The organism is Mycobacterium sp. NGS34 (assembly GCF_059812845.1).
The window spans coordinates 161,870-188,212 of sequence record NZ_JCALDM010000001.1; the positions used below are offsets into that span (position 1 = coordinate 161,870).

Annotated in this window: 24 protein-coding genes and 2 pseudogenes; 11 read left to right on the forward strand and 15 right to left on the reverse strand. The window is 68.8% G+C overall.

Features of this window, described 5'->3' with window-relative positions; genetic code table 11:
• Window positions 1-173: 173 nt before the first annotated feature.
• Genes aftB through glf form a run of 5 tightly spaced genes read right to left on the reverse strand, consistent with a single transcriptional unit; the run spans window position 174 to window position 6,650 of the window.
• Window positions 174-2,153, reverse strand: a complete 1,980-nt coding sequence (aftB, locus tag AC5Y7V_RS00855) for a terminal beta-(1->2)-arabinofuranosyltransferase (RefSeq protein ID WP_499878165.1) — start codon at window positions 2,151-2,153, stop codon at window positions 174-176.
• Window positions 2,140-3,048, reverse strand: coding sequence for a decaprenyl-phosphate phosphoribosyltransferase (locus tag AC5Y7V_RS00860; RefSeq protein WP_499878166.1), 909 nt, complete (start codon window positions 3,046-3,048; stop codon window positions 2,140-2,142). Before AC5Y7V_RS00860 ends, aftB begins: the two co-directional genes overlap by 14 nt.
• Complete coding sequence (locus AC5Y7V_RS00865; protein ID WP_499878167.1) at window positions 3,045-3,569, reverse strand: phosphatase PAP2 family protein; 525 nt, start codon at window positions 3,567-3,569, stop codon at window positions 3,045-3,047. Before AC5Y7V_RS00865 ends, AC5Y7V_RS00860 begins: the two co-directional genes overlap by 4 nt.
• Entirely contained in the window at window positions 3,562-5,454 is a 1,893-nt protein-coding gene (locus tag AC5Y7V_RS00870) for a glycosyltransferase (protein WP_499878168.1), read from the reverse strand. The genes AC5Y7V_RS00865 and AC5Y7V_RS00870 overlap by 8 nt, the downstream gene beginning before the upstream one ends.
• Window positions 5,451-6,650: a UDP-galactopyranose mutase gene (gene glf / locus AC5Y7V_RS00875; protein ID WP_499878169.1), complete on the reverse strand. Its 1,200-nt coding sequence runs from the start codon at window positions 6,648-6,650 to the stop codon at window positions 5,451-5,453. The genes AC5Y7V_RS00870 and glf overlap by 4 nt, the downstream gene beginning before the upstream one ends.
• A 267-nt stretch (window positions 6,651-6,917) precedes the next feature.
• Here glf and AC5Y7V_RS00880 point away from each other — a divergent pair.
• From AC5Y7V_RS00880 to AC5Y7V_RS00890, 3 genes and pseudogenes are all read left to right on the forward strand, one after another.
• Window positions 6,918-7,877, forward strand: a pseudogene (locus AC5Y7V_RS00880) (PirG); the annotation flags it as partial.
• Between the two features lie 354 nt (window positions 7,878-8,231).
• Window positions 8,232-9,869, forward strand: a complete 1,638-nt coding sequence (locus AC5Y7V_RS00885) for an N-acetylmuramoyl-L-alanine amidase (RefSeq protein ID WP_499878170.1) — start codon at window positions 8,232-8,234, stop codon at window positions 9,867-9,869.
• A gap of 103 nt (window positions 9,870-9,972) precedes the next feature.
• Window positions 9,973-11,523 (forward strand): PE family protein, encoded by a 1,551-nt coding sequence (locus AC5Y7V_RS00890; RefSeq protein ID WP_499878171.1) that lies wholly within the window; start codon window positions 9,973-9,975, stop codon window positions 11,521-11,523.
• A 4-nt stretch (window positions 11,524-11,527) separates the two neighbouring features.
• Here AC5Y7V_RS00890 and AC5Y7V_RS00895 read toward each other — a convergent pair whose 3' ends face one another.
• Genes AC5Y7V_RS00895 through AC5Y7V_RS00910 form a run of 4 tightly spaced genes read right to left on the reverse strand, consistent with a single transcriptional unit; the run spans window position 11,528 to window position 14,706 of the window.
• Entirely contained in the window at window positions 11,528-12,343 is an 816-nt protein-coding gene (locus AC5Y7V_RS00895; RefSeq protein ID WP_499878172.1) for an HAD family hydrolase, read from the reverse strand.
• 19 nt (window positions 12,344-12,362) lie between these two features.
• Window positions 12,363-13,148, reverse strand: a complete 786-nt coding sequence (locus tag AC5Y7V_RS00900; protein ID WP_499878173.1) for a lysophospholipid acyltransferase family protein — start codon at window positions 13,146-13,148, stop codon at window positions 12,363-12,365.
• A gap of 16 nt (window positions 13,149-13,164) precedes the next feature.
• Complete coding sequence (locus AC5Y7V_RS00905; protein ID WP_499878174.1) at window positions 13,165-13,932, reverse strand: lysophospholipid acyltransferase family protein; 768 nt, start codon at window positions 13,930-13,932, stop codon at window positions 13,165-13,167.
• Between the two features lie 3 nt (window positions 13,933-13,935).
• Complete coding sequence (locus AC5Y7V_RS00910) at window positions 13,936-14,706, reverse strand: lysophospholipid acyltransferase family protein (RefSeq protein ID WP_499878175.1); 771 nt, start codon at window positions 14,704-14,706, stop codon at window positions 13,936-13,938.
• Between the two features lie 130 nt (window positions 14,707-14,836).
• On the opposite strand from AC5Y7V_RS00910, the gene AC5Y7V_RS00915 reads away from it, so the two are divergent.
• The gene (locus AC5Y7V_RS00915) at window positions 14,837-16,387 is read left to right on the forward strand and encodes a Rieske 2Fe-2S domain-containing protein (protein WP_499878176.1); all 1,551 of its coding nucleotides are present in this window, start codon (window positions 14,837-14,839) and stop codon (window positions 16,385-16,387) included.
• Window positions 16,384-16,716 (forward strand): hypothetical protein, encoded by a 333-nt coding sequence (locus AC5Y7V_RS00920; RefSeq protein WP_499878177.1) that lies wholly within the window; start codon window positions 16,384-16,386, stop codon window positions 16,714-16,716. The genes AC5Y7V_RS00915 and AC5Y7V_RS00920 overlap by 4 nt, the downstream gene beginning before the upstream one ends.
• 6 nt (window positions 16,717-16,722) lie before the next feature.
• Here the strand turns inward: AC5Y7V_RS00920 and AC5Y7V_RS00925 are convergent, their stop codons facing one another.
• Window positions 16,723-18,285 carry a phytoene desaturase family protein gene (locus tag AC5Y7V_RS00925; protein ID WP_499878178.1) on the reverse strand — a complete coding sequence of 521 codons (1,563 nt, stop codon included), beginning with the start codon at window positions 18,283-18,285 and terminating at the stop codon, window positions 16,723-16,725.
• Between the two features lie 67 nt (window positions 18,286-18,352).
• A complete protein-coding gene (locus AC5Y7V_RS00930; RefSeq protein WP_499878179.1) occupies window positions 18,353-18,970 on the reverse strand; it encodes a TetR/AcrR family transcriptional regulator in 618 nt (205 codons plus the stop codon).
• A 70-nt stretch (window positions 18,971-19,040) separates the two neighbouring features.
• Between AC5Y7V_RS00930 and AC5Y7V_RS00935 the strand changes: the two genes are divergently transcribed.
• Window positions 19,041-19,520, forward strand: coding sequence for a DUF2834 domain-containing protein (locus tag AC5Y7V_RS00935; protein ID WP_499878180.1), 480 nt, complete (start codon window positions 19,041-19,043; stop codon window positions 19,518-19,520).
• 1 nt (window position 19,521) lies between these two features.
• Here the strand turns inward: AC5Y7V_RS00935 and AC5Y7V_RS00940 are convergent, their stop codons facing one another.
• Entirely contained in the window at window positions 19,522-19,887 is a 366-nt protein-coding gene (locus AC5Y7V_RS00940) for a winged helix-turn-helix transcriptional regulator (protein WP_499878181.1), read from the reverse strand.
• Between AC5Y7V_RS00940 and AC5Y7V_RS00945 the strand changes: the two genes are divergently transcribed.
• Complete coding sequence (locus AC5Y7V_RS00945; protein WP_499878182.1) at window positions 19,886-20,467, forward strand: carboxymuconolactone decarboxylase family protein; 582 nt, start codon at window positions 19,886-19,888, stop codon at window positions 20,465-20,467. The genes AC5Y7V_RS00940 and AC5Y7V_RS00945 overlap by 2 nt on opposite strands.
• Here AC5Y7V_RS00945 and serS read toward each other — a convergent pair.
• The gene (gene serS, locus AC5Y7V_RS00950) at window positions 20,464-21,717 is read right to left on the reverse strand and encodes a serine--tRNA ligase (protein WP_499878183.1); all 1,254 of its coding nucleotides are present in this window, start codon (window positions 21,715-21,717) and stop codon (window positions 20,464-20,466) included. The two genes, AC5Y7V_RS00945 and serS, sit on opposite strands and share 4 nt — an antisense overlap.
• 112 nt (window positions 21,718-21,829) lie before the next feature.
• Between serS and AC5Y7V_RS00955 the strand changes: the two genes are divergently transcribed.
• The 3 genes and pseudogenes from AC5Y7V_RS00955 to AC5Y7V_RS00965 all read left to right on the forward strand — a co-directional run bounded on the left by AC5Y7V_RS00955 (window position 21,830) and on the right by AC5Y7V_RS00965 (window position 23,811).
• On the forward strand, window positions 21,830-23,200 hold the full coding sequence (locus tag AC5Y7V_RS00955; RefSeq protein ID WP_499878184.1) for a septum formation family protein: 1,371 nt from the start codon (window positions 21,830-21,832) through the stop codon (window positions 23,198-23,200).
• A gap of 16 nt (window positions 23,201-23,216) precedes the next feature.
• Window positions 23,217-23,611 (forward strand): annotated as a pseudogene (locus AC5Y7V_RS00960) (metallopeptidase family protein).
• Window positions 23,611-23,811 carry a hypothetical protein gene (locus tag AC5Y7V_RS00965; protein ID WP_499878185.1) on the forward strand — a complete coding sequence of 67 codons (201 nt, stop codon included), beginning with the start codon at window positions 23,611-23,613 and terminating at the stop codon, window positions 23,809-23,811. The pseudogene AC5Y7V_RS00960 and the gene AC5Y7V_RS00965 overlap by 1 nt, the downstream one beginning before the upstream one ends.
• On the opposite strand, the gene AC5Y7V_RS00970 is transcribed toward AC5Y7V_RS00965, so the two are convergent.
• Together AC5Y7V_RS00970 and pheA are read right to left on the reverse strand one after the other, a co-directional pair.
• Window positions 23,788-24,474 (reverse strand): histidine phosphatase family protein, encoded by a 687-nt coding sequence (locus tag AC5Y7V_RS00970; protein WP_499878186.1) that lies wholly within the window; start codon window positions 24,472-24,474, stop codon window positions 23,788-23,790. The two genes, AC5Y7V_RS00965 and AC5Y7V_RS00970, sit on opposite strands and share 24 nt — an antisense overlap.
• Window positions 24,471-25,421: a prephenate dehydratase gene (gene pheA / locus AC5Y7V_RS00975; protein ID WP_499878187.1), complete on the reverse strand. Its 951-nt coding sequence runs from the start codon at window positions 25,419-25,421 to the stop codon at window positions 24,471-24,473. Before pheA ends, AC5Y7V_RS00970 begins: the two co-directional genes overlap by 4 nt.
• Window positions 25,422-25,517: 96 nt before the next feature.
• On the opposite strand from pheA, the gene AC5Y7V_RS00980 reads away from it, so the two are divergent.
• A complete protein-coding gene (locus tag AC5Y7V_RS00980; protein ID WP_499878188.1) occupies window positions 25,518-26,324 on the forward strand; it encodes a DUF2470 domain-containing protein in 807 nt (268 codons plus the stop codon).
• The last annotated feature ends 19 nt before the right edge of the window (window positions 26,325-26,343 follow it).

The following is a 26,343-nucleotide window of genomic DNA, read 5'->3' on the forward strand; positions in this document are numbered from 1 at the left end:
ACCACCCAACGATTTTCGGGCCGGACGCCGACGCGGAGAATCGCGTTTCCGCATGTGCTTGGCCCCCGGTGCACACTGGTGAGAGCACAGATGTGAGATTGCTGGCAATGTCTGGGGACGCGCCTGCGGAACCGAATTCGGCACCCGACGAAAAAAATTTCGGACGGGCGCCCCTACTCACGCGGAGGCGGTGGAATCGCCTCCGGCACCGGCAGCCCGCAGCGCGCGAGTTCGTACAGCGGAACGCGATCGATTCGGTACTTGGTGAACGCGAAGGAGTGCACGACGTTGGAGACGAAGCGGTGCAAGGTCATTGGGGCGCGGACCGAGCTGAGCACCGCGTCGGTCTCGGGACACTTCAGGGCAGCGACGGCCTGAGCAACCCAGTTCACGTCCAAATAGCCGGGAATGCCCGGATATACCTTGACCCAGGGGCCGTCGGCGATCACCCAGTCCGGGAAGAGGTTCTTGTCGTGCCCGATCCGGCCATGCTTCAGCCGCTCGGTGTGCTGGGCCAGTGGGTTTGCCAGACCGATCTGGTCGATCACCCTGACATCGAGGCCCACGTTCATCCCGAGCATGCCCAGGTTGGTGAAAAACACCGCGTGCTGCGGCTTTTGCGGCGCCTTGGTGTCCCCGGGCGCGGGCGGCAGCATCGGCACCAGGTCCCATTGGGTGTAGTTGCCCGACGGCAGCAGCAACGCCCCCTCCGGGGTGTTGTCCAGCGCGGTCAGCACGGCCGCCATCCTCGGGTAGTCCAGGTAGTCGGCGGCCGTCAGCGGGTGCGCGTGCCCGGTGGCCTGGGCGTAGAAGCGGCGCTCGTCGACGATTCCCGAGTAGGTGACGTGCGTGGCGTCGTCGCCCATCCCGGGTGAGTTTGCTGCCCACAGCGACCAGCCCGCCACGCCCAGCCACAGCGCGGCGGCGGCGCCGGCGGCCCAATAGCCCGTCTCCCGCGAATAGTCCTGGCCGTCGGGCAGGGCGAGCGGCACGACCGCCACCGGCGCCAGCAAACAAAATAGCGGTGCCAGCAACACCCTCGCGTGCATAAAATCGCCGCCCTGACGGATCCAATAAAGCCCCTGCAGCAGGCCGCTGACGAGGACGAACGCGACCACCGCCGACGGGCTCTGCACCGCCCGCGCCAGGCGTCCGTAATCCGGCGACAGCGCGGGGCGCAGGAATGACGGGCGTCGCCGGGCGATCACCAACAGCACGCCCAGCGGCACCAGCAGCACCACCGGCACCCACACCGCGTAGGGCGCGTTGAAGTTCGAGAGGTAGATCATGCCCTGGGACCACTTGTCGCCGGCCGCGTCCTTGGCCAGCGCCGTCCCGGGCACCAGCAGGCCGTAGTAGCCCATCCGGAAGATTTGGTAGCCGACCGGCAGCAGTCCGCCGGCCACCACGATCAGCACCCGGCGCCGCCACCCGGGGGCGGCGACCAGCATCATGATCAGCGCCAGCCCGCCCATCAGCGCCAGCTCCGGTCGGACGAGAACGCTGAACCCGGCGACGAAGGCCAGCGCGCCGATGAAGACCGGGCCAGCCGGACGCCCCCGCACCGGCTGCGCCCAGCACACCATCATCCACCACAGCAGCCCGAGGTAGGCCAGCGTCAGGCCGCTCTCCAGACCCGACGTGGCGAAGTCACGCGCCGGCGGCAGCGCGACGTAGACCAGCGCCCCGGCGGGCAGCAGGATCGCCCGGCGGCCGCGCAGGCTGGGCGCGTACAACCGGCCCGCGCCCAGCATCAGCAGAGCAACGCCCAGCACCGAAAGCGTCAGGGCCAGCGCCAATGCCACGTACTCCATGCGCACCGGCCCACCGACCCAGCTGCCCAGATACATCAGGTAGGTCCACGCCGTGGAGGTGTTCGCCTCGACGCGCTCACCCTGGTTGAAAACCGGGCCGTTGCCGGCCAGCAAGTTGCGCACCGTGCGCAGCACGATGAGCCCGTCGTCGGCGATCCAGCGCCGCTGCCACGCGCCCCACCCGAACAGGACGGCCACCACCGCCACACTGATCCACAGGCTGACCCGCACCGGGTTGACGTAGGGGAACTTGACCGTCTTCCAAGGCCGGCCGGCCCGCCGGAGCACCGGCCGGCGTAGCACCCCAAGCGCCTTCAATTGGGGGCTAGCCGAAGGCAACGGCGGCCCCAACCGTTGCGATCCACGCCAGCGCCAACAACTGCAGCACCCGGTCACGCAACGCAATGTCTTCGGGCTCCCCGGCCAGCCCACCGTCGACGTCGACCGCGTAGCGCAGGATCGCGATCGTGAACGGGACCATGGACACCACGAACCAGCCCGCCTCGCCGTGTTCGCGCTCGAACGCCCACAGCCCGTAGCACAACACCACCGCGGTGGCCGACATCGTCCAGACGAATCGCAGGTACGTGCTGGTGTAGCTCTCCAGCGCCTTGCGGATCGCTGCGCCGGTGCGCTCGGCCAGTTGCAGTTCGGCGTAGCGCTTGCCGGCCACCATGAACAGCGACGCGAAGGCCGCCATGAGTAAGAACCATTGCGACAGCCGGGTATCGGTGGCCGCGCCCCCGGCGATGGCCCGCAGCAGGTACGCCGACGACACGATGCAGATGTCCATCACGGCCTGGTGCTTGAGGCCGAAGCAATAGCCCAGCTGCATGGCGATGTAGACCGCCATCACCACCGCCAGGTTCGGCGTCAGCCACCACGCCACGCCGAGCGACGCCACCGCGAGCACCACGGCCAGGGCGTAGGCCAGCCACTCGGGCACCACACCGGCCGCGATCGGGCGGAACCGTTTGGTGGGGTGCTCGCGGTCGGCCTCGACGTCGCGGACGTCGTTGATCAGGTACACCGCCGAGGCCGCCAGGCTGAACACCGCGAAGGCCACCGCCACCTGAATTCCCAGCTGGCCGTAGTCGTATCGGTGGCCGCGGCCCGCCGCGCTCAGCGGCGCGGCCAGGACGAGCACGTTCTTCACCCATTGCCGCGGGCGGATCGCCTTGACCACCCCGACGATCAGGTTGGCCGGGGGGCCGACCACCACGTCTTCACTCATTCGCCGAAAGCCTCTCGCGCTCGGTCCGCGATCCCCGCCACGGCGGCGCCGAGGGCGATGCCGAAGGCTACGTCGCTGGGATAGTGCACGCCCAGCAGTATCCGCGACAGCGCCATCGGAGGGACGAGCAACACGGGTAAGGGCAGCCCGGTTGCGCGACCCATCAGGATCGCGGCGGCGGTGGTCGAGGTGGCATGCGCGGAGGGAAAGCTCAGTTGGCTTGGCGTGCCGACGTTCACCGCGACGGCCGGGTGGTGGGGCCGCTTGCGCCGCACCAGGCGCTTGACCAGCACGGCGGCGGCGTGCGCGACGAACGCGCCGGCCCCGGCCACCAGCCACTCGCGGCGACGGCTCGGCATCAGCACCGCGCCGAGCAGCGCCACGACCAGCCAGCCGATGCTGTGTTCCCCGAAGTGGGACAGCCCCCGGGCCGCACCCAACGCGCCGGGCCGATCGGCCAGCGCCGACTGGACGGCCACCAGCGCCGCCACCTCACCGCGCGGGGCGGCCGTTTCAACCATGCTGGGGTTCGCCGGCTGGCAACAACACCGTCTCCCACTTCTGCTTGCTGGACAGCGCGGGGAGCGCGTCCCGGTAGACCCGGCGCATCTCGTCGAACCGGCCCAGCAGCCGGCGCTGACGGCGCAGCGATTTGGCCAACAGCGACATCATCTTTCGCCGGTCGCGCTGGCGGTAGACCACGCCGCAGCCGTCGGCGGTCGTGACGGTCACGCCGTCGACCGTGCACAGCCGGAACCAGCGCGCGTCCTGGGTCGGCACGTTGTACTCCGGACGCGTGTGGGCGTCCGGGTCGGCCGCGGTCATGTTGTGCAATATCCCGCGCGCCAGCCGGTAGCCGATGGAGACGGGGTTCACCGGCGGCTTCATCGCCTTGGTCTTGTTCTGCGGCGACGGCAGTTCGCTCGCGGCCGGCAGCACGACCGCGTCCGGGTACTGCTTGCGGATGCGGTGCACTTCCGGCAGCGCCGATTCCAGGATCGAGAAGATGTGCTCGGGACCGGCCAGGAAGTCGTCGATCGCCCTGTTCTGGATCGCGACGGTCGAGTATTCAAGGCACGCAAGGTGTTTCAGCGTCGCCTTGAGGTGGCTGCGGACCAATCCTGTGATGTCGCCGTCCCAGTGCAGCGCCGCGACCACCAACCGGTTGCGCAGGTGGAAATAGGCCTGCCAGTCGATGGCGTCGTCCTTGTCGCTCCAGGCCATGTGCCAGATCGCGGCCCCGGGCAGGGTGACCGTCGGATAGCCGTGCTCGCCGGCGCGCAGACCATATTCCGCGTCGTCCCATTTGATGAACAACGGCACCGGCTGGCCCAGCTCCTCGGCGACCTGGCGCGGGATCATGCACGTCCACCAGCCGTTGAAGTCGACGTCGATGCGCCGGTGCAGCAGCGCGCTCCGATCGTTGTTGTCGTTCAACGGGAATTCGGCGAAGTCGTGGTCGTACTCGGCGTGCGGCGCGGCGGTCCACATGAAGTTCGACTGGTTGACGACCTCGCCCATGATGTGCAGGTGCGACGGCTCCTGCAGGTTGAGCATCTGACCGCCGATCAGCATCGGCGTCTTGGCGAAGCGGTTGAGCGCCAGCACCCGCAGGATCGTGTCCGGCTCGATGCGGATGTCGTCGTCCATGAACAGGATCTGTTGGCAGTCGGTGTTTTTCAGCGCCTCGTACATCACCCGGCTGTAGCCCCCGGAACCGCCGAGGTTCGGCTGGTCGTGGATGGACAGCCGATCGCCCAGGCCGGCGGCCGCGGCCGCGAAGTCCGGGTGGTCGCGCACCTTGCGCACGCCCTGATCCGGCACGATGACCGCGCCGATCACCTTGTCCACCAACGGATCCGCGGTGAGGTCGGCCAGCGCGTTGACGCAGTCGGCGGGACGGTTGAACGTGGGGATGCCGACGGCGACGTTGGCCGTGCCCGGAGCGGGCTCGGTCGCGTACCAGCCGCCGTTGAGCAGGCTGACCACCGTGTCGGTGGTGATGTCGAACCAGATCCAGCCGCCGTCCTCGAACGGCTTGAGGGGAACCTCGATCTCGACGACGGCGGGCTGATCGTCGGTACCGACGAATTGGCGGCCCTCCACCGAGATCCGCACTCCGGTGGCCTTGGTCCGGTACACGTCGACGCGTCCGGTCCCGGTCAGCTCGACCCGCAACACCACCGACGCGCAGATCGACCAGCGGCGCCAGTAGCTGGCCGGGAACGCGTTGAAGTACGTCGCGAACGACACCTCGGACTCTTTGCCGATCTCCAGCGAGGTGCGACTCGTCGCGTGCGCGCGCCGCGCGTTGGTGGTCGACTCCTCGAGGTAAAGCTTGCGCACGTCGAGGGGTTCGCCCGGACGCGGCAAGATGATTCGCGACAGCAGGCTGACCGCGCTCATGCGTTCGCCCCTTCGTCTTGCATGAGTGGTGCGCCGTCACGCAGGTGCGGCGCCAGGGTGTTGTCGTACATGCTCAGCGCGCTGGCAATGGCCATGTGCATATCCAGGTATTGGTAGGTGCCCAGCCGGCCGCCGAACAGGACCTTCGAAGACGCGGTCTCGGCCTTCGCCCGTTCTCGGTAAGCGGCCAACAGGGCGCGGTCGGCTTCGGTGTTGATCGGGTAGTAGGGCTCGTCGTCGTCTTCGGCGAAGCGGGAGTACTCGCGCATGATGACCGTCTTGTCGGTCGGGTAGTCGCGCTCGGTGTGGAAGTGGCGGAACTCGTGGATGCGGGTGTAGGGCACGTCGGGATCGTTGTAGTTCATCACCGGCGTCCCCTGGAAATCACCGATCGGCAGCACTTCCACCTCGAAGTCCAGTGTGCGCCAGCCGAGGCGGCCCTCGGCGTAGTCGAAGTAGCGGTCCAGCGGCCCCGTGTACACGACGGGGGCGTCCGGCGACTCCGCGCGCAGCTGGTCGCGCACGTCGAACCAGTCGGTGTTCAGCCTGACCTCGATGCGGTCGTCGTCGGCCATCCGCCGCAGCCACGCCGTGTAGCCGTCGACCGGCAGCCCTTCGTAGGTGTCGCTGAAGTAGCGGTTGTCGAACGTGTAGCGCACCGGCAGCCGATTGATGACGGCCGCCGGGAGCGTGGCGGGGTCGGTCTGCCACTGCTTGGCCGTGTAGCCCTTGACGAACGCCTCGTAAAGGGGCCGGCCGATCAGCGAGATCGCCTTCTCCTCCAGGTTTTGCGCGTCCGCGGTGTTGATCTCGGCGGCCTGCTCGGCGATCAGCCGCCGCGCCTCGTCCGGGGTGAAGTACCGGCCGAAGAACTGCGACACCAGGCCCAGCCCCATGGGGAACTGGTAGGCCTGCCCGTTGTGCATCGCGAACACCCGGTGGCGGTAGTCGGTGAAGTCGGTGAACTGGCGCACGTAATCCCAGACCCTCTTATTAGAGGTGTGGAACAGGTGGGCGCCGTACTTGTGCACCTCGATGCCGGTCTGGGGTTCGGCCTCGGAGTACGCATTGCCGCCCAGGTGCGGGCGCCGGTCGAGGACGAGCACGCGCTTCCCGAGTTGGGTGGCGGCGCGCTCGGCAATGGTCAGGCCGAAGAAACCGGAGCCGACGACGAGGAGGTCGTAACGAGCTGTCATCGGTTGCTTAGGGTATCCGACCGCGCGGCCCTAACCCATTTGGCGAGGCCACGGCGTCGGGGTTGGTCCAGGTAACGCCCGCTTCGGCGCGGGCGGAATCGGCGGTCACAGTCGGAGTCCCAATTACCTCACGATTCAATATCAGCACTCTAGTCACAGCAATCTCACTCGTACCATCAAGTCTGTGTGCTCACGCCGGATAGGACGGGCAGGGCACGCCGACACAACAAGCAGTTCGAATAGTTGTCCAGATACGAGGAGACTTCCGTGCCGAATCGACGCCGACGCAAGCTTTCGACAGCCATGAGCGCGGTCGCCGCTGTGGCAGTGGCGAGTCCTTGCGCATACTTCCTGGTCTACGAATCGACCGCCGGCAGCAAGCCGGCCGAGCACCACGAGTTCAAGCAGGCCGCGGTGATGTCCGACCTGCCCGGCGAGCTGATGGGCGCGCTCTCGCAGGGCCTGTCGCAGTTCGGGATCAACCTGCCGCCGGTGCCCGCTCTCAGCGGGACGAGTGCCGCCACATCGGGTCTGACCAGTCCGGGCCTGACCAGCCCAGGCCTGACCAGCCCAGGCCTGACGAGCCCGGGGCTCACGAGCCCAGGCTTGACCAGCCCGGGGCTGACCAGTCCGGGCTTGACCAGCCCGGGGCTGACTAGCCCGGGCCTGACCAGTCCCGCTTTGGCGAACCCGGGCCTGCCGCCCACGACGCCGGGCACGCCCGGGGTCACCACGCCGGGCACGGTGCCGACGACGCCTGCCGCCGGGCTCAACCCCGCGCTCGCCAACCCGGGGCTGACCAGCCCGGCCGGACTCACACCCGGGGCGGCGACTCCTGGCCTGTCGCCCAGCGAGGTGCCGATCGACTCGACGGCCGGATTGGACCCGGGTGCCGGCGGCACCTACCCGATCCTGGGTGACCCGTCGACGCTGGGTGGCGGTTCGCCGATCGCGTCCGGTGGCACCGGCGGTACCTCCACCGGTGGCGGCGGCGGCCTGATGAACGACCTGATGCAGGCCGCCAACCAGCTGGGCCTCAACCAGGCCATCGACCTGCTCAAGGGCTTGGCGATGCCGGCCATCACGCAGGGCATCCAGCAGAGCGCCGCGGGCGCCGCGCCGGGTGCCGCGTTGCCGGCCGCCGCGGGTGCGCTGCCGGGTGCAGCCAAGGCCCTGCCGGGCGCCGCGGCCGCGCTGCCGGGTGCGGCGGCCGCGTTGCCGGGCGCCGCGGGTGCCCTGCCGGGTGCCGCCGCGGGTGCCGCGGGTGCGTTGCCGGGTGCCGCGGGTGCCCTTCCGGGAGCCGCGGGTGCCCTGCCGGGTGCCGCGGGTGCCCTGCCGGGCGCTGCCGCCGGCGCGCTGCCGGCCGCCGCGGGCGCGCTACCGGCCGCGACGGGTGCCACCGGCGCCCTGACCGGCGCCGCCGCGCCCGTTTTGCCCCACTAAAACCGCGAGGGACCTGTCCCCTGACGGCACCGCAGAGTCCGCCCTCTGCGGTGCCGTCGAACAGGTTTTCGGGGACATTTAAAGCCGCACGTCGTGTCGCCTCATAAATAACACCAGAAACACAAGTAACATCAGCTGGTGTCCCGGAGTCGCGCGCCGACGATGATGCTCACCGCCATCGCGGCGACGGTCATCATCGTTTCCTGGGTGGGCGACGCGACGCGCGACCGCCGAGCCTCCGCTCCACCTCGGCCCCCCGAGACCCAACTGGCCGAGCAGCCGCTGATCGGGCTCGGGGGCGGGGTCACGGTTCGCGAACTCACCCAGAACACACCGTTTTCGTTGGTGGCTCTCACCGGGGACCTCGCCGGCACGTCCACCCGGGTCCGCGCGAAGCACCCCGACGGCTCCTGGGGTCCCTGGTATCAGACGGAGTACGAAACGTCGGCTCCCGACACAGGGCCCGCGGACGGCGGATCGGCCGAGGGGCCGCGCAGCACGGATCCGGTCTTCGTCGGCACCACCACTACGGTCCAGATCGCGGTGACCCGCCCGGTCGATGCGCCGACGACCCAGGCGGTGCCTCCCGCGACCAACACGGACGGCCTAGGGTACAAGCCGGCGTCCCGAGACCAGCCGTACGCGGAGAACATCTCGGCGATCCTCATCTCCCCGCCGCAAACGCCGGCCAGGACCCAATGGACGCCGCCGTCGGGAGTCATGATGCCCGGCCAGCCGCCCGCCATCATCAGCCGGGCGGAATGGGGCGCCGACGAGTCGCTGCGATGCGGTAGTCCGCAGTACGACAACGGGATTCGCGCGGCCGTCATCCACCACACCGCGGGCAGCAACGACTACTCCCCGCTGGAATCGGCCGGGATCGTCAAGGCGATCTACACGTACCACAGCAAGACCCTGGGCTGGTGCGACATCGCGTACAACGCGCTGGTCGACAAGTACGGCCAGGTGTTCGAGGGCAGCGCCGGGGGCCTGACCAAGGCCGTCGAGGCGTTCCACACCGGCGGCTTCAACCGCAACACCTGGGGTGTGGCGATGATCGGCAACTTCGATGACGTGCCCCCGACGCCGATCCAGCTGCGGACCGTGGGCCGGCTGCTCGGCTGGCGGCTCGGCATGGACGGCGTCGACCCCAAGGGGACGGTGGCCCTGGAGTCGGCCGGCAGCCACTACACCACCTTTCCCGCGGGCGCCGTCGCGAACCTGCCCACCATCTTCACCCACCGCGACGTCGGCAACACCGACTGCCCGGGCAACGCCGCCTACGCGCTGATGGACGAAATCCGGGATATCGCTTCGCATTTCAACGATCCGCCGGAGGAATTGATCAACGCGCTCAAGGGCGGCGCCATCTACGAGCACTGGCTCGCGATGGGCGGCATGAACAGCGTCCTGGGCGCACCGACCTCCCCGGAAGACAGCGCGGAAGGCGGCGCCCGCTTCGCCACCTTCGCCAAGGGCGCGATGTACTGGTCACCGGAGATCGGCGCGGAGCCGGTGACGGGTGCCATCTACGACGCCTGGGCCTCGCTGAGCTACGAACGCGGTCCGCTCGGGTTGCCGACCAGCGCGGAAATACAAGAGCCACTGCGCATTACGCAGAACTTCCAGCACGGAGTCCTGAACTACGAGCGGCTCACGGGGAACATCACCGAGGTCGTCGATGGCATCACGACGCCGCTGTCGACCCAATCCCCGAGCGGCCCCGACGTGCCGTCCGAACACTTCTCGCTACCGACCCATCCGACAGCCACCTAAAGACAGTTTGACTGCCATTTCGGACCTGATGTGGGCTCGGTCACAGTAGGCTCGGCTTTGCCTGGCAATCACCCGGTTGGGACCGAGTCGAGGGGAGACGGCCGTGTCGTTCGTGATCGCAGAACCGGAACTGATGACGGCCGCCGCCGACAACCTGGCGGGTATCCGTTCCTCCCTCACTGAGGCCACCACCGCGGCGGCGGCCCCCACGACCGGGGTGGCGGCCGCCGCGGCCGACGAGGTGTCCACGGCAATCTCCCAGCTGTTCGGCACCTACGGCCGGGAATTCCAAGCCGCCGCGGCCCAGGCGGCGGTGTTCCACGACGAGTTCGTCGGCCTGTTGAACGGTGGCGCGGCGGCGTACCTCGGTACGGAGATCGCCAACGCCGAGCAGGGCCTGCTGAGCACGGTGAATGCGCCCGCCCAGGCGCTCGGCGGCGCGGCCGCCGCTTTCGTCCCGGGCGGTGCGTACGGGCAACTGATCGCCACGACTTCGGCGAACCTGCAGTCCGTCTTCGGCGCCTGGGCCGCCGACCCGTTCCCGTTCCTGCGCCAGGTCATCGCCAACCAGATGGGCTACTGGCAGCAGATCGAGACCGCCCTCGCCTACACCATCCAGAACTTCCCGGCCGTGTTGGCGAATTTGCCGGCGACCATCCAGGCCGCCATCCAGCAACTGCTGGCATTCAATCCGGTTACGGCGCTGCAGGGGTTCGTCACCACCCAGATCGGCTTCGCCCAGGAGTTCGTGACCAACCTCTACGCCGCGACGACCGGCATTATCGCCGGCCTGCCCGCTTTCGGCGCGCAGCTGCAGGTGGCCCTGCAGGCCGTCCTGGCGGGCAATTACTTCGGCGCGGTGCAGGACGTCGCGCAGGCCTTCGCCAATCTCCTGGTGACGGGCGCCGACCCGGGCACCCCGGTGATCACAATAACGGGGGGAAGCATCTTCCCCCCAGTCCTTCCCACGGTGAATGTCGCCGTCACTCCGACCCTCCTTGGCCCGCTGGGAAATCTGTTCGCGCTCGCCAACATTCCCGGGCAGGAGGCGCAGTACTTCACCAACCTGATGCCTCCGTCGATCCCCAGGCAGATGGCGCAGAACTTCACCAATGTGCTCAATAAGCTTACTATTCCGAGCATTTCGGCCACGGCTTCGTTGCCGCTGGCAAGTCCGACGACAGGATCGCTGAGCGCTGTCTTCGGGCTGCCGTTGGTGATCACCTACGCGGCCGCGGGTGCGCCGCTCGCGACGCTCACGGGGCTCGCGACCAGCGCGACGGCGGTCCAGACGGCCCTGTTGGCCGGCGACCCGGTAGGAGCGTTCGGCGCACTCGTGAACGCTCCGGCCGTCGTGGCCAACGGCTTCCTGAACGGCGAAACCATCGTGGACATGACGATCCCGGTACCGATAAATGTCACCGTGCCGATCATTGGCCCTGTCAGCACCACCCTGCCGATCACTCTGCACCTGCCTTTCGACGGCATTCTCGTTCCGCCCCATCCCATTACCGCCACGGTAGATTTCAGCGGGTTCCCGGGTGGTGTGCCCCTACTCGTGACCATCTTCGGCACGCCGTTCATGGGGCTCGTCCCCCTGATGGTCAACTACCTGCCCCAACAACTCGCGGCCGCAATCACACCCGCAGGCTAGGGCGTTAAAGCCACCAGCGTTCCAGCACCCGCCCCACGCCGTCGTCGCTGTTGGGGGTGGTCACCTCGTCGGCGGCCGCCAGCACGTCGGGATGGGCGTTGCCCATGGCCACGCCGTGGCCCGCCCACAGCAGCATGGGGATGTCGTTGGGCATGTCGCCGAACGCCACCACCTCCTCGCTGGTGATCCCCTGTGGCTTGGCGACCTCCTCCACACCACTGGCCTTGCTGATCCCCAGCGGCACGATCTCGACCAGGCCGTTGTTGGTGGAGTAGGTGATATCGCCTTCGATGCCAACATGTTTGGCGAGCTCGGCGGCCATGTCCGAACTGCGGGCGCCGGCCTTGCGGATCAGCAACTTGATCGCCGGGGCGCTCAGCAGGTCGGCGATCGACACCTCGGTGTTGTCCGGGTTGAGCCACGCGTGCTCATAGCCCGGCGAGCTGATGAACTGGGGGGTCGCCGTGTCGTGGGCCCGTTCGCCGATCCGCTCCACCGCCAGCCCGGCGCCCGGGATGACGCGCGTCGCCAGCTCGGCCAACTCCGCCAGGGTGTCGACGGCCAGCGTTCGCGACGAGAGGACGCGGTCGTTCGCCGGGTCGTACAGGACGGCGCCGTTGGCGCACACCGCGATCGGCGCGAAGCCGAGCGCCTCCACCACGGGCCTTATCCAACGCGGCGGGCGGCCGGTCGCCACGACGAACTGCGCCCCGGCGGCGACGGCGGCACGCACCGCGTCACGGGTGCGCGGGGAGATGGTTTCGCTTTCGTCGAACAGGGTGCCGTCGACGTCGCAGGCGATCAGCGCCGGCAAGGTCATCGAGAGAATCCGCCTTCTCTCAGTGCAATCCGCTTTGGGTCTGGCCGGGCCGCGTCACGCCGTCGGTGCCGGACCGTTTGATCCGCTCCTGCAACTCGGAAAGCCGGATCGCCCGGGAGTCGTCCTGGTTCGGCGCGGCGCCACCGAGGCGTCGCGGCACCCAAAACTCGCCCTCGGGATGCGGATACTCCTCCTGCACGCGATACAGCATCGCGTTCATCGCCTGGCGCACCGCGGCGATCAGTTGCTCGGTGTTGCCCTGCGGCGCTAGCGGCCGCCCGGCGGCCACGGTGATCGGAACCTTGTTGCGGAACACCTTCTTCGGATGGTCCTTGGGCCAAATCCGGTGTGCACCCCAGACGATCATGGGAATGATCGGCACCCGGGCCTCCAGCGCCATGCGGGCCGCCCCGGACTTGAACTCCCGCAGCTCGAAACTGCGGCTGATGGTGGCCTCGGGATGCAGCCCGACGAGTTCGCCCTCGCGCAGCTTCTGCACGGCCACCGCGTACGCTTCGTCCCCCTTTCGGCGGTCCACCGGAATGAGCTGGCAGTGCTTGATCACGAAGTTGACCGCCTTCACGTCGGCCATCTCGGCCTTGATCATGAAGCGCAGCCGTCGCTTGCGTTCGTGGGCGGCGAGCGACGCCGGCATCCAGTCCAGGTAGCTGGTGTGGTTGAGCACGATCAAGGCGCCGCCCCGCGCCGGAATGTTCTCCAAGCCTTCGTAATTGAGCTTGGTTCCGTTCATCGCGGCGAACGCCGGAACAACGATCTCCGCCAAGCGGAAAAACGGCTCTGCCATGTTCCTCTCCTTCCCCCTACCGCGCCTGATGCGGGCTGCGGTGGGCCGCCCGCCTGGCCGACCTTGCCGCCGCCTCGTCGGCCTCTATCTGCGCCGCCTCACCCGGGGTCGGCGCGCCGCCGCCCAGCCGGCGCGGCACCCAGTAGGCGCCGGCGGGCTGCGGATAGTCCCGCTGCGCGCGGTGCAGCAGCGCCGTCATCGATTCGCGCAAGGCGGCGTTGGTGGACTCGACGTCCTCGGCGGCCCGCAACGGCGCCCCCACCTGCACGCTGACCGGCAGCTTCTTGCGACCGACGTTTCGGGGATGGTCCTTGGTCCAGATCCGATGCGCACCCCACACGATCACCGGGACGATCGGGACGTTCGCTTCGGTGGCCATCCGGGCCGCGCCCGTCTTGAATTCCTTGAGCTCGAAGCTGCGGCTGATCGTGGCCTCCGGGTAGACACCCACCAGCTCGCCCTCGCGCAGCCGCCGCACGGCCACCGCGTAGGCGTCCGCCCCGGCGCCACGATCCACGGGAATGGTGCGAGTGTGCTTGATCAGAAAATTGACCACCTTCACCTGTTGCATCTCGGCTTTGATCATGAATCTAAGCCGACGGCGGCGCCGATGCACGGCTAATGCGGCAGGCAGAAAGTCGACGTAGCTGGTGTGGTTGATCGTGATGACGGCCCCGCCGCGATCGGGGATGTTCTCCTCGCCGCCGTAGGTGATTCGCGTGCCGGTGGCCAGGACGACGAGCTGGGCCAGGATCTCGAGCGTGCGAAAGGTCGGCTCGGCCATCGGTTACTGCTCCGGCGCCCCAGTGGCCCGGGCGCGGCGGGCGGCCCGCGCGGCGGCCTCCTCGGCATCCATCTGGGCGGCCTCGGCTAACGATGGGGCACCGCCGCCCAGGCGGCGCGGCACCCAGAACTCCCCGGCCGGATGGGGTCCATACAGCTCTTGGGCCCGCTCCAGCAAATGTTGCATCCGCGAATGCAACAGCCCCTTCAGCTCCTCGATGGCCAGCGTCGGCTCGATCGGTTCACCGGCCAGCACCACGATCGGCACCTTCGGCCTGAGCAGTTTCTTGGGGTGCCCCTTGGTCCAGATCCGCTGCGCGCCCCAGACGATGTGCGGAACGATCGGGACGCCCGCGTCGATCGCCATCCGGGCCGCGCCCGACTTGAACTCCTTGATCTCGAAGCTGCGGCTGATCGTGGCTTCGGGATACACCCCGACCAGCTCGCCGTCTTTGAGGTTCCGGACGGCCGCCTCGTAGGACGCCGCCCCGTCCTGCCGGTCGACGGGGATGTGCCGCAGGCTGCGCATGATGGGCCCGGTGATCTTGTGGTCGAACACCTCCTGCTTGGCCATGAACCGCACCTTGCGCCCGAGGCCCTGCTTGTACGCGGGCAAACCCGCGAAGGTGAAGTCCAGGTAGCCGGTGTGGTTGATCGCGATGACGGCGCCGCCGGTCTTCGGCAGGTTCTCCACGCCCGAAACGGATATCTTGAGACCCTGGATGCGCCAGACCAGGCGGGCAAGCTGGATGATTGTCCCGTATACCGGTTCCACAGCGCTTCAGCCTAGTGCTCCCGACTGTGAGCCGTCTCGGACGAGAACCAAGGCGCGGCCTCGCGCTAAGCTCGGGGGCTGAAAAGCCGTCAACCGGGGGGCTGGCCCCTCACGTCCCTGAAAGGTATCAGTGCAGGTCACGAGCGTAGGCCACGCCGGATTCCTAATCGGGACCCGCGCGGGCAACATCCTTTGTGACCCCTGGGTCAATCCCGCCTACTTCGCGTCCTGGTTCCCCTTCCCGGACAACAGCGCGCTGGATTGGGACCAGCTGGGCGACTGCGACTACCTGTACGTCTCGCACCTGCACAAGGACCACTTCGACGCCAAGAATCTGCGCGAGCACGTCAACAAGGACGCGGTGGTGCTGCTGCCCGACTTCCCGGTCCCCGACCTGCGAAACGAATTGCAGAAGCTGGGGTTTCACCGGTTTTTCGAGACCACCGACTCGACCACGCACCGGATCAGCGGGCCCAAGGGCGACCTCGACATCATGATCATCGCGCTGCGCGCCCCGGCCGACGGCCCGATCGGCGATTCGGCGCTGGTCGTCTCCGACGGCGACACAACCGTTTTCAACATGAACGACGCCCGGCCGGTCGACCTGGACGTGCTGGCCGCCGACTTCGGCCAGGTCGACGTGCACCTGCTGCAGTACTCCGGGGCCATCTGGTACCCGATGGTCTACGACATGCCGGCCCGCGCCAAGGAGTCGTTCGGCATCCAGAAGCGGCAGCGCGGAATGGACCGCGCCCGGCAGTACATCGCCCAGGTCGGGGCGACCTGGGTCGTACCGTCGGCCGGGCCGCCGTGCTTTTTGGACCCAGAGTTGCGCCACCTCAACGACGACCACAGCGATCCGGCCAACATCTTCCCCGACCAGATCGTCTTCCTGGAGCAGATGCGCACCCACGGGCACGACGGCGGCCTGCTCATGATGCCCGGGTCGACCGCGGACTTCACCGGCACGACGCTGAACTGGCTTCGCCACCCGTTGCCCGACGACCAGGTCGAGGCCATCTTCACCACCGGAAAAGCGGCCTACATCGCCGACTACGCCGACCGGATGGCCCCGGTGTTGGCCGCCGAGCGCGCGAGCTGGGCCCCCGCCACCGGCGAGCCGCTGCTGGACCAACTGCGCGCGCTGTTCGAGCCGATCATGCTGCAGAGCGACGAGATCTGCGACGGCATCGGCTACCCCGTCGAGCTCGTCATCGGCCCCGAGACGGTGATCCTGGACTTCCCGAAAAGGACCGTGCGCGAACGGATTCCCGCCGAAAAGATCCGCTACGGCTTTGCCATCGCGCCCGAGTTGGTGCGCACCGTGCTGCGCGATCACGAGCCCGACTGGGTCAACACCATCTTCCTATCCACCCGTTTCACCGCGTGGCGGGTGGGCGGCTACAACGAATACCTGTACACGTTCTTCAAGTGCCTGACCGACGAACGGATCGCCTACGCCGACGGCTGGTTCGCCGAGACCCACGACGACTCCGCTTCGATCACGATGGACGGCTGGGAAATTCAGCGTCGATGCCCCCACCTCAAGGCCGACCTGTCCAAATTCGGTGTGATAGAGGACGACACGCTGACGTGCAACCTGCACGGGTGGCAGTGGCGCCTGGACGACGGCCGGTGTCTCACCGCGCGCGGCCATGAACTGCGAAGCACTCGGAAATGAACTCCAGTTACGATGACGGCCTCGTCCAACTGGATCGCGCGGCGATCACGTTGCGCCGCTACCACTTTCCTTCCGGCACGTCGAAGGTCATCGCGCTGGACACCATCGACGGGTACACGGCCGAGGCGTTGGGCATGTTCATGCAGCGCTTCCGCATCTGGGGCAGCTCCGACCTGCGCCGCTGGCTGCCCCTGGACGTGCAACGGCCGTTCAAGTCCACGTTGGTCACCCTGGACGTCCCGGGCACCTGGCCGAGCCCGGCTTTCACGCCGGCGCGCCCGGACGAGTTCGTCGCGCTGCTGGACGAATTGCTGCGCGAGCGGGGTTAGCGGCCCTTAGCGGCCCAAGTCGTCCAGTGCCGCCCGGGCGGCGTTGTAGCCGGGGATGAACGTGATGCCCGGACCACCGTGGCATCCCGCGCCGCCAAGGTACAGCCCCTGGATCGGGATCGGTTGGCCGCGAAAGCCTCTCGGGCCCGGCCGGTTCGGCCCGATCTGATCCGAGCTCAACAGCCCATGGCAGTAGTCGCCGCCCGGGGCGCCGAACATCACGCCCATGTGCCTCGGCGTGAACGTGGTGTGCCGGATGATGCTGCGCTCGAAGTTCGGCGCCAGCCGGGTGATCTTGTCGATGACGCGCTGGCCCATCTCGACCTTCGTCTGGCCATAGTCAGCGCCGCCCTCGATCGGGAACCACAGCGCGAACGCCGACGCGGCGTGTTTGCCCTCGGGGGCCAGGTCGGGATCGTTCTGCGAGGGGATCTGCAACACCACGGTCGGGTCGGCCGGCACGATGCCGCGCCGCGCGTCCTCCCACTGCTGCTGGACTTCCTCCGGGGTGCAGAACAGGCCGATCGAGGCCTGCATCGCAGGCTCGTTGAGCGCCTCGTAAGGCGAGGCGAACTCGGGCGCCTCGTCCAGCGCGAAGTGCATCTGCAGGTAGCTGCCGCGGTGGTCGATCCCCGCGTACCGCTCGCGGATGTCGGCCGGCAGCGCCGCGGGATCGATCATCTCGTTGAGCGTCAGGTCCGGCGCGAGGTTCGAGACGACGATCGGCGCCGTCAGGGTGTCGCCCGCCTCGGTGCGCACTCCGGTCACCCGCCCGTCGGCGACCAGGATCTCGGTCACCTTGGTGCGCAGCCGCACCTCGCCACCCTGGCTTTCCAACAGCTCGGCCAGGTGCGCGGTGAGCGCGCCGATGCCGCCGCGCAGCTTCTTCATCTGCATGGTGTCGCCGTCGGGGACTCCGAGCCCGAAGGCCAGCGCCGCCGCGCTGCCCGGCGTGGACGGCCCGCGGTAGAGGGTGTTGACGGCCAGCACGGTCATCGAGCCGCGCAGCGCGCCGTGCTTCTCACGGTCCGGCAGGTAGCGATCCAGCACGTCGGTGACCGAGCCGAACAGCATGTCGTCGATGGCCGAGCGCTCGAATTCGTTGGTGGCACAGGCGTACATCTCGTCGAAGGTCTTGGGCTCCGTCCCCGCCTCGAAGCGCCCCAGCGCCCGCGTCGGCGCCTGGCTCCAGGCCATCAGGCCCGCCATCCCGTTGACGGCGTCCGCGCCGTGCACCTCGTTGAGGTGGGTGAACAGCTTGATCGGGTCGCTGTACTGGATCAGCGGATCGTCTCCCACGCCCCGCACCGCGACCGACATCACCTCCAGGTCGAGCGTCTCGAGGGTGTCCAGGCCCAGCTCCTGGACCACCACCGACGCCGTCGGGAACTGCACCGAGCCGGCGATCTCGAATTGGTATCCGTCGAAAAGCTCGACGGTGGAAGCCATCCCGCCGGCATACAGCTTGGCGTCGAGGCACACCGTTCGCAGGCCGGCCTTCTGCAGCAGCACCGCCGCGGCCAACCCGTTGTGTCCCGCGCCGATGACGATCGCGTCATATTCAGTCATGTCCCTGCCCTCCAGGAAAGGAGGCTGGCACGGCGGCGAAGTTTTGTCAATTGTGACGAAACCGGGGTCAGGCCCCGGTGGCCCAGGCGTCGGTGATCCCGGCCCGCAGCGACTCCAGCGCGACGTGGGACACCCGCGCCAGCTCGCCCAGCGTCCGATCCTCGCCGATCATCCAGAATTCCATCGCGCCGAACACCGCCGCGGCGATGCAGCGCGCGGTCACCGCGGCGCGCAGCCGGGCATCCGGCGTCGCGGCCGCGGCGCAGCTACGCCGGTGCAGTTGGTCCTGGATGGCATTGGCGAAGTCGGCCTGCACTTCTTGGATGTGGCGCACGATGCGGCCGGGATCGATCTCGCCGCCCCGCAGCGCGGCGATCTTCGCCACGGCCTCAACGTCATACGGGAACGAGAAGACGGCCGACTGCACCGAATCGATGATCGGCTCATCGGCGGGACGGGCGTCCAGCGCGGCGCGAAACCAGTTCAACCCGGTGTAGTCGGCAAACAGCAGGTCATGCTTGGACCGGAAGTGGCGATAGAACGTCCGCAGGGACACCCCGGCGTCCGCCGCGATCTGCTCGGCCGACGTCTCCTCGACGCCCTGGGCGAGGAACCGCACCAGCGCGGCCTGTATCAGCGCCTCCCGGGTGCGTTCGCTGCGCGCCGTCTGCGCGGGCCTGACCATCTCAGTAAGGTACCCCAGTATTTGTGTGTCAATATTGACAAAACTTCGGGATGAGGGTGACACTTCGCCCATGATCTGGCTCTACATTCACGCAATCCTCGGGATCGCCGTCATCGGCTGGATTATCGCGTCGAACCCGAAGATCTACGCCAAACCCGCAGACGGACCGTGGTTCTCGCCGCTGGAACTCGTGTACTACGCCGCGGGCATCGCCTCGATCGTGCTGGGCTGGTACTTCAACATTCACTTCGTGCTCGCCGCGCACGGCGAGGGCAGCATCGTCTCGGGGCCGGCCAGCTACCCGCACTTCCTCGCGCAGCAGTTCGGCAACCCGGCCGCCGGTTCGGGCAGCCAGGACTACATCATCTCGAATGTCATTCTGCTGCCGGTGTTTACGATCGTCGACGGCTACCGGCGCGGCGTCCGGCGCCCGTGGCTGTTCTTCCTGGCCAGCTTCTTCACCAGCTTTTCCTTCCCGCTGGCCTGGTACTTCGCCACCATGGAGCGGATGCGCCGCCACGAGCGCGCCCGCGAGCCGGTGAACGCCTGATTCACGGCGTCGTCTCGGCCCAACGCTGAGCCCAGCGCTCCAGCGGGGTGAGCGCCTTGCCGAGGGAGCGACCCTGCTCGCTCAGTTCGTAACCCTGGTCGTCTCGCTGCACGACGAGGCCCGCGTCGGTCAGCTCACCGAGGCGGTCATACAAGACGCTGGGCGACATGCCGTCGCACCGGTCGCGCAACGAGCGGGCTCCGAGCGGGCCGTCCCGAAGCTCCCACAGGATCCGCAGCGACCAGCGCCGGCCGAGCAGGTCGAGCGCGGCCATCAGCGGCCGTCCCGTCGTCGACCCGCGCACCGGCGCGCCCGGGCGGACCCCCGATTGACGTTTCGTTTTCCGTAACGTAGTTTCTTCCCTCATGGTTACGGAAATAGTAACGCCTCGGATCGGCGCCCTCGACCCGCCCCACGAGCCGGCGGTGGCCGCCCAGCTGGACAAGATGATGCCGCCGGGGGTCCCGCCGATCGCGTTGTTTCGCACCGTGGTGCGAAACCTGCCCATGGCCGAGGCCATGACGCTGTGGGGCAGCTACGAGCTGAGCCGCGCGCTGTCGCTATCCCTGCGCGATCGCGAGATCGTCATCGACCGCACCTGCGCGCGTTGCGCGTGCGAGTACGAATGGGGCGTGCACATCGCTTTTTTCGCCCAGCGGGCGGGGTTTGACCGGGACCAGGTCCGTTCCCTGACCCACGGCGCTCCCGACGACCCGTGCTGGGCCGCAGAGCGCGATCGGCTGCTGATTCGCGCGGTCGACGCGCTGTGCGACCACCGGGACATCGACGACGCCCTGTGGGCGGCGCTGCGCGGCGAGTTCGACGAACGCGAGCTTCTCGACCTCACCATGCTGTGCGGGTGGTATCACGCGATCAGCTTCACCGCGCGGGCCGCCCGCGTCCCGCTGGAGGCGGGCAGCCCCACCTTCGCCGACATGGAAGCCTAGGGTTCGAGCACCTCGGTGCCCACGAACGGCACCAGCGCCGCCGGCACCCGCACGCTGCCGTCGGGCCGCTGGTGGTTCTCCAGGATCGCGACCAGCCACCGGGTGGTGCCGAGCGTGCCGTTGAGCGTGGCCGCGGTCTGCGGCTTGCCCGCGTCGTCCCGGTAGCGTGTCGCCAGCCGGCGCGCCTGAAACGTCGTGCAGTTCGACGTCGACGTCAGCTCGCGATAGGTCCCCTGGGTGGGAACCCATGCCTCGCAGTCGAATTTGCGCGCGGCCGACGAGCCGAGGTCACCCGCGGCCACGTCGATCACCCGGTACGGCACCTCGATCAGGGCGAGCATCTCGCGCTGCCAGCCGAGCAGCCGTTGGTGTTCGGCCTCGGCTTCCTCGGGCGCGCAGTAGACGAACCCCTCCACCTTGTCGAACTGGTGCACCCGGATGATGCCGCGGGTGTCCTTGCCGTAGCTGCCGGCCTCCCGCCGGAAGCACGACGACCAGCCCGCGTAGCGCCGCGGCCCGCCGGACAGGTCCAGGATCTCGTCGGAGTGGTAACCGGCCAGCGGCACCTCGGACGTCCCCACCAGGTACAGGTCGTCGGCCTCGACCCGGTACACCTCGTCGGCGTGGGCGCCCAGAAATCCGGTGCCGGCCATCACCTCCGGGCGCACCAGCACCGGCGGGATCATCGGGATGAAGCCGTTCTCGACGGCCAGCCGCAGCGCCAGCTGCAGCAGGCCCAACTGCAGCAGGGCGCCTCGGCCGGTCAGGAAGTAGAACCGCGAGCCGGCCACCTTGGCGCCGCGTTGCATGTCGATGAGGCCGAGGGACTCGCCGAGTTCCAAATGGTCCCTGGGGTTTTCGATCGTCGCCGGCTCGCCGACCACGTCGAGGACGCGGTAGTCGTCCTCGCCGCCGGCAGGCACCCCGTCGACGATGATGTTCGAGATCGCCATGTGTGCGGCGGTGAACGCGGCCTCGGCGTTCACCTGAGCGGCTTCGGCGGCCTTCACCTGCTCGGCGAGCTCCTTGGCGCGCGCCAGCTTGGCGGGGCGTTCCTCGGCCGACGCGGCTGCCACGCTCTTGCTGGCGGCTTTCTGTTCGGCGCGCAAGCCGTCGGCGGCCGAAATCGCCGAGCGGCGCTCGGCGTCGGCGGCCAGCAAGACGTCCACGAGCGCCGGGTCTTCGCCTCGGCTGACTTGCGAACGGCGCACGGCGTCGGGGTCTTCCCGGAGCAGCTTCAGGTCGATCACGGCCCCGACACTACTTTTGCGGGCCCGGCGAGATGCCAGGCCACCCCGCCAACCACCGCCCCACATACCACATCTGCAACTTTTGTCACGCCACTCATGCGGCCCTGTCAGAATGGAGCCGATGTCGCAAGCGCCGGAGAAGGAAATTTCGGAAGCCAGCGCCTCCAGTTCGGAGAACGCCGGCTCCCGCGACGACGCGGCGAAACAACCGCCGGGCGGCTTCCAATGGCCGCGCAGCCTGCAGGCGACGGCGACCAGGCGGGCGCTGCTGCTCACCGCGCTCGGCGGCCTGCTGATCGCCGGACTGGTCACCGCGATTCCGGTCGGCGGCGGGCCCGGGCGGCTGGCCGGCTACATCGACCCGGTGCCCAACACCGCCACCAAGAGCGACGCTGCGTTCAGCCGCGCCAAGGCCGGCGATTGCCTGATGTGGCCGGACGCCACCCCCGAGTCCGCGAGCATCGTCAGCTGCACCGAGAACCACAAGTTCGAGGTCGCCGAGTCCGTCGACATGCGGACCTTCCCCGGCTCGGAGTACGGGCCCAGCGCCGCTCCCCCCTCGCCGGCCCGGATCCAGCAGATGACCCAGGAACAGTGCGAGCCGGCGGTCCACAACTACCTGGGCGCCAAGTTCGATCCCAACAGCAAGTTCATGGTCAGCCTGCTGTGGGCCGGCGACCGGGCCTGGCGCCAGTCCGGCGACCGCCGCATGCTGTGCGGGCTGCAGCTGCCGGGCGGCAACAATCAGCAGCAGGCATTCAAGGGCAAGGTCGCCGACGTCGACCAGTCCAAGGTCTGGCCGACCGGCACCTGCCTGGGCATCGACCCGGCGATCAACCAGCCCACCGACGTGCCGGTCGACTGCGCGACCCCGCACGCGATGGAGGTCACCGGCACGGTGAACCTGGCCGAGAAGTTTCCCGGTCCGCTGCCGTCCGAGCCTGACCAGGACGGGTTCATCAAGGACTCGTGCACCAAGATGACGGACGCCTACCTGGCGCCGACCAAGCTGCGCACCACCACGCTGACGCTGATCTATCCGACGGTGTCGCTGCCGAGTTGGTCGGCCGGTAGCCGCGAGGTCGCGTGCAGCGTCGGCGCCACGCTGGGCAACGGTGGCTGGGCCACGCTGGTGAACAGCGCCAAGGGCCAGCTGCTGATCAACGGTCAGGCGCCGATCGCCCCGCCCGACATTCCCGAGGAGCGGCTGACGATGCCGCCGATACCGGTTCAGGCGCCGACCCAGCCCACCCAGGCCAGCACCGCGCCGGACGCCATCCCGCCGAACAATCAGCACCTGCCCGGGCAGCAGCCCGCCGTGACGCAACCGCAGGCGCCCGCAACCCAGGCCACCCAGGCGCCGCAAGACGTCCCGCCCCCCGCCGACGGCGGGGCGCCGCCGCCCGCCCCCGCCCCGGCGCCGGAGGCACCCCCGGCAGCCCCGGCCGCGCCCGCGGAACCCGCACCGGCCCCGGCGGGCTAGCCGCGTGCCCGTGCGGATGGATCCGCGCCGGTTCGACGAGCTGGTCTCCGATGCGCTCGACCTGATCCCGCCCGAACTGGCCGCCGCCATGGACAACGTCGTCGTGCTGGTCGAAGACCGCCACCCGGACGACGCCGAGCTGCTCGGCCTGTACGAAGGGGTGGCGCTGACCGAGCGCGATTCCGACTACGCCGGCTCGCTGCCCGACGCCATCACGATCTACCGCGAGGCGCTGCTGGACGTCTGCGACTCCGACGAGGACGTCGTCGAGGAGGTGGCGATCACGGTGATCCACGAAATCGCACACCACTTCGGCATCGACGACCACCGGCTGGAAGAACTGGGTTGGGCCTGACGATCCCTGGGCGCGGCAACACCAATTTGTCCGGACCGGATGCTATGAACGGCTGATGAGCGCTGAGTGTCGCGAATGCCGGGCGGCCCTAGATCACTGCCACGGCACCATCATTCGCCATTCGTTGCGCCGGTGGGAGTGCACCGAGCCGGACTGCGACAGCCCCGAGCTGCTGGTGCACACGTTCGTCATCGACTGCGACGCCGTCGGCTGCGATTGCACCGAAGAGTCGTCAGCCCATCGGATCGGTGCCTGAGCCCACCGCGTCAGCGACGGGGCTCGCGTCGGCCTGCGGGTAGAACGGCGGCGTCAAGGACCCCCAGCGCACGCAGCTCCACCGCCCGTCGGTGATGGGGGCCAAGACCACCGAATCGGCGTTCTCGAGGTGGTTGTCCAGCGCGAAATTGCCGTCCACCCCGGCCAGCACCGCGGAGGCCAGCCGGATCGCCGCGCCGTGGCTGACGACGACGATGTCGCCGTTCCAGTCGTCGTCGTCGAGGTAGCGCATCCGCAACTCGGTGAGCACCGGCACGTAGCGGTCCAGGACGTCGTTGCCGGTCTCCCCGCCCGGCAGGGGCACGTCGAGGTCGCCGCGATGCCACCGCTCGTAGATCGCGTTGAATTCCGCGACCGCGTCGTCGTCGCTGCGGTCTTCCAGCTTGCCGACCTGGACCTCGTGAATGCCTTTGAATTCCAGGGCGCCCAATTCGACCTCCGCGCCGATCACCTCGGCCGTTTGCCACGCCCGGGTGGCCACCGAGTGCGCCAGCATGGCCGGCCGGCCCGAGCCGCGGGCGAACGCGCGGGCCTGGTCGCGGCCCAACGGCGTCAGTTCCGCCCCGGGCGGCCGGGTGTCGAGCCTGCGCTCGACGTTTCCGTAGGACTGCCCGTGCCGCAACAGCACCAAGCGACCGCTCATCGCGCGGTCCCTCCCCCCGCCTGCTCGGTTTTGCCTTCGCGCAGCCGCGCCAGCCAGCGCGCCGCCTCGTCCGCCTCCGGCGGCAGCACCCCGACGGCCGACCCCGTCGGCCACGAACCCAGGTATCTCACATCCGCACAACGACGGTGCAGCGCCTTGAGTGCCTCGGCGACGGCGCCGTCGTCGATGTGGCCGACGCAGTCGGCGAAGAACAGGTAGGTCCCGAGTTCCGTTCTCGTCGGCCGGGCTTCGATTCGGGTCAGGTCGATGCCGCGGATGCCGAACTCGGCCAGCGCGGACACCAGCGCGCCCGGCACGTTGTCGAGGCGCAACACCACCGCGGTCCGATCCGCCCCGGTGCGGGCCGGCGGCGGCCCCGGCAGCCCGATCAGCACAAAGCGGGTGCGGGCGTTCGGCTCGTCGACGACGCCATCGGCCAGCGCCCCCAGCCCCCAATGCTCGGCGGCCAGCGGCGAGGTCACCGCGGCGTCGGCGTGTCCCTCGGCCACCTGGCGCGCCGCGTCGGCGTTGGAGTACGCCGGCCGCAGCTCCACCCCGGGCAGATGGGCGGCCAGCCACTTCCGCACCTGCGCCAGGGCCACCGGGAACGCCGCCAGCGTGCGGACGTCGCCCGCGCCGATGCCGGCCTTGACGACGACGCTGAAGGCCACGTCCAGCGTGACCTCGGCGAACATCTGCAGGGGCGAGCCGATGCCGAGGCTGTCCAGCGTGGGTATCACCGCGCCGTCGATCGAGTTCTCGATCGGCACGCACGCGTAGTCGGCGTCGCCGTCGCGGACCGCGTCGAGCGCCGCGGGCGTGCTCTCGAAGGGCATCGTGCGCACGGGTCCCGGTCCCTGCGCGGGAACCAGGCCGGCGGCCACGATTTGCCGCAGCGCTGCCTCCGTGAAGGTCCCTTCGGGACCGAGGTATGCGATGCGGACCACGCCCCAACCCTAACGGCGCTCCACGTCAAACGGGCCTTGCGGCGTGATGGGTCGTAAGTTAACTTAGGCTTACCTAATTCCCTGCCGAGGAGAACGATGGCACCGCCGAGCTGCCCCACCCCGACGACCGCGGAACGCATCCGCAGCGCCTGTGCCCGCGCCGGGGGCGCCCTGTTGGCCCTGGAAGCAGCGGGGGCGGGTGGCAGCACGCGCACGGATCCGATCGCCACCCCGGTGCACCACCTGCTGGCCGACGGATCCTTCGCGGTCGCGCTCCCCGTCGAGCACCAAGCGGGCTGCGCGGTAGCCGGGTCGCAGGCGCTGCTGGAGCTGACGGACTACGCGCCGCTTCCGGTGCGCGAGCCCGTCCGTTCGCTGGTGTGGGTGCGCGGTCGCCTGCAGGCCGTCCCGGCCGACGCGGTGACCGACACGCTGGACCTGATCGCCGCCGAGGACCCGAATCCGGCACTGCTGCAGGTCGAGACACCGCTGTCGCCGCCGCGCGCAGAAGAGCTGCGGTACCGGCTGCTGCGGCTCGAGATCGACTCCGTGGTCGTCACCGACGCCACCGGCGCCGAGCCGGTGAGTGTGGCGGATCTGCTCGCCGCCCGCCCCGACCCCTTCTGCGAGATCGAGTCGAGCCTGCTGTGGCACCTCGACACCGTCCACAACGACGTGGTCGCACGGCTGGTGTCGAAGCTGCCGCCGCCCCTGCGCCGCGGGCACGTTCGCCCGCTCGGGCTCGACCGATACGGCGTGCGGTTCCGCATCGAGGGCAGCGACGGCGACCACGACGTCCGGTTGCCGTTTCACAAACCGGTCGACGACATGACGGGGCTCAGGCAGGCCATCCGCGTGCTGATGGGTTGCCCGTTCGTCAACGGGCTGCGAGCCCGCCGGTAGTCCCGGCACGTACGTTATC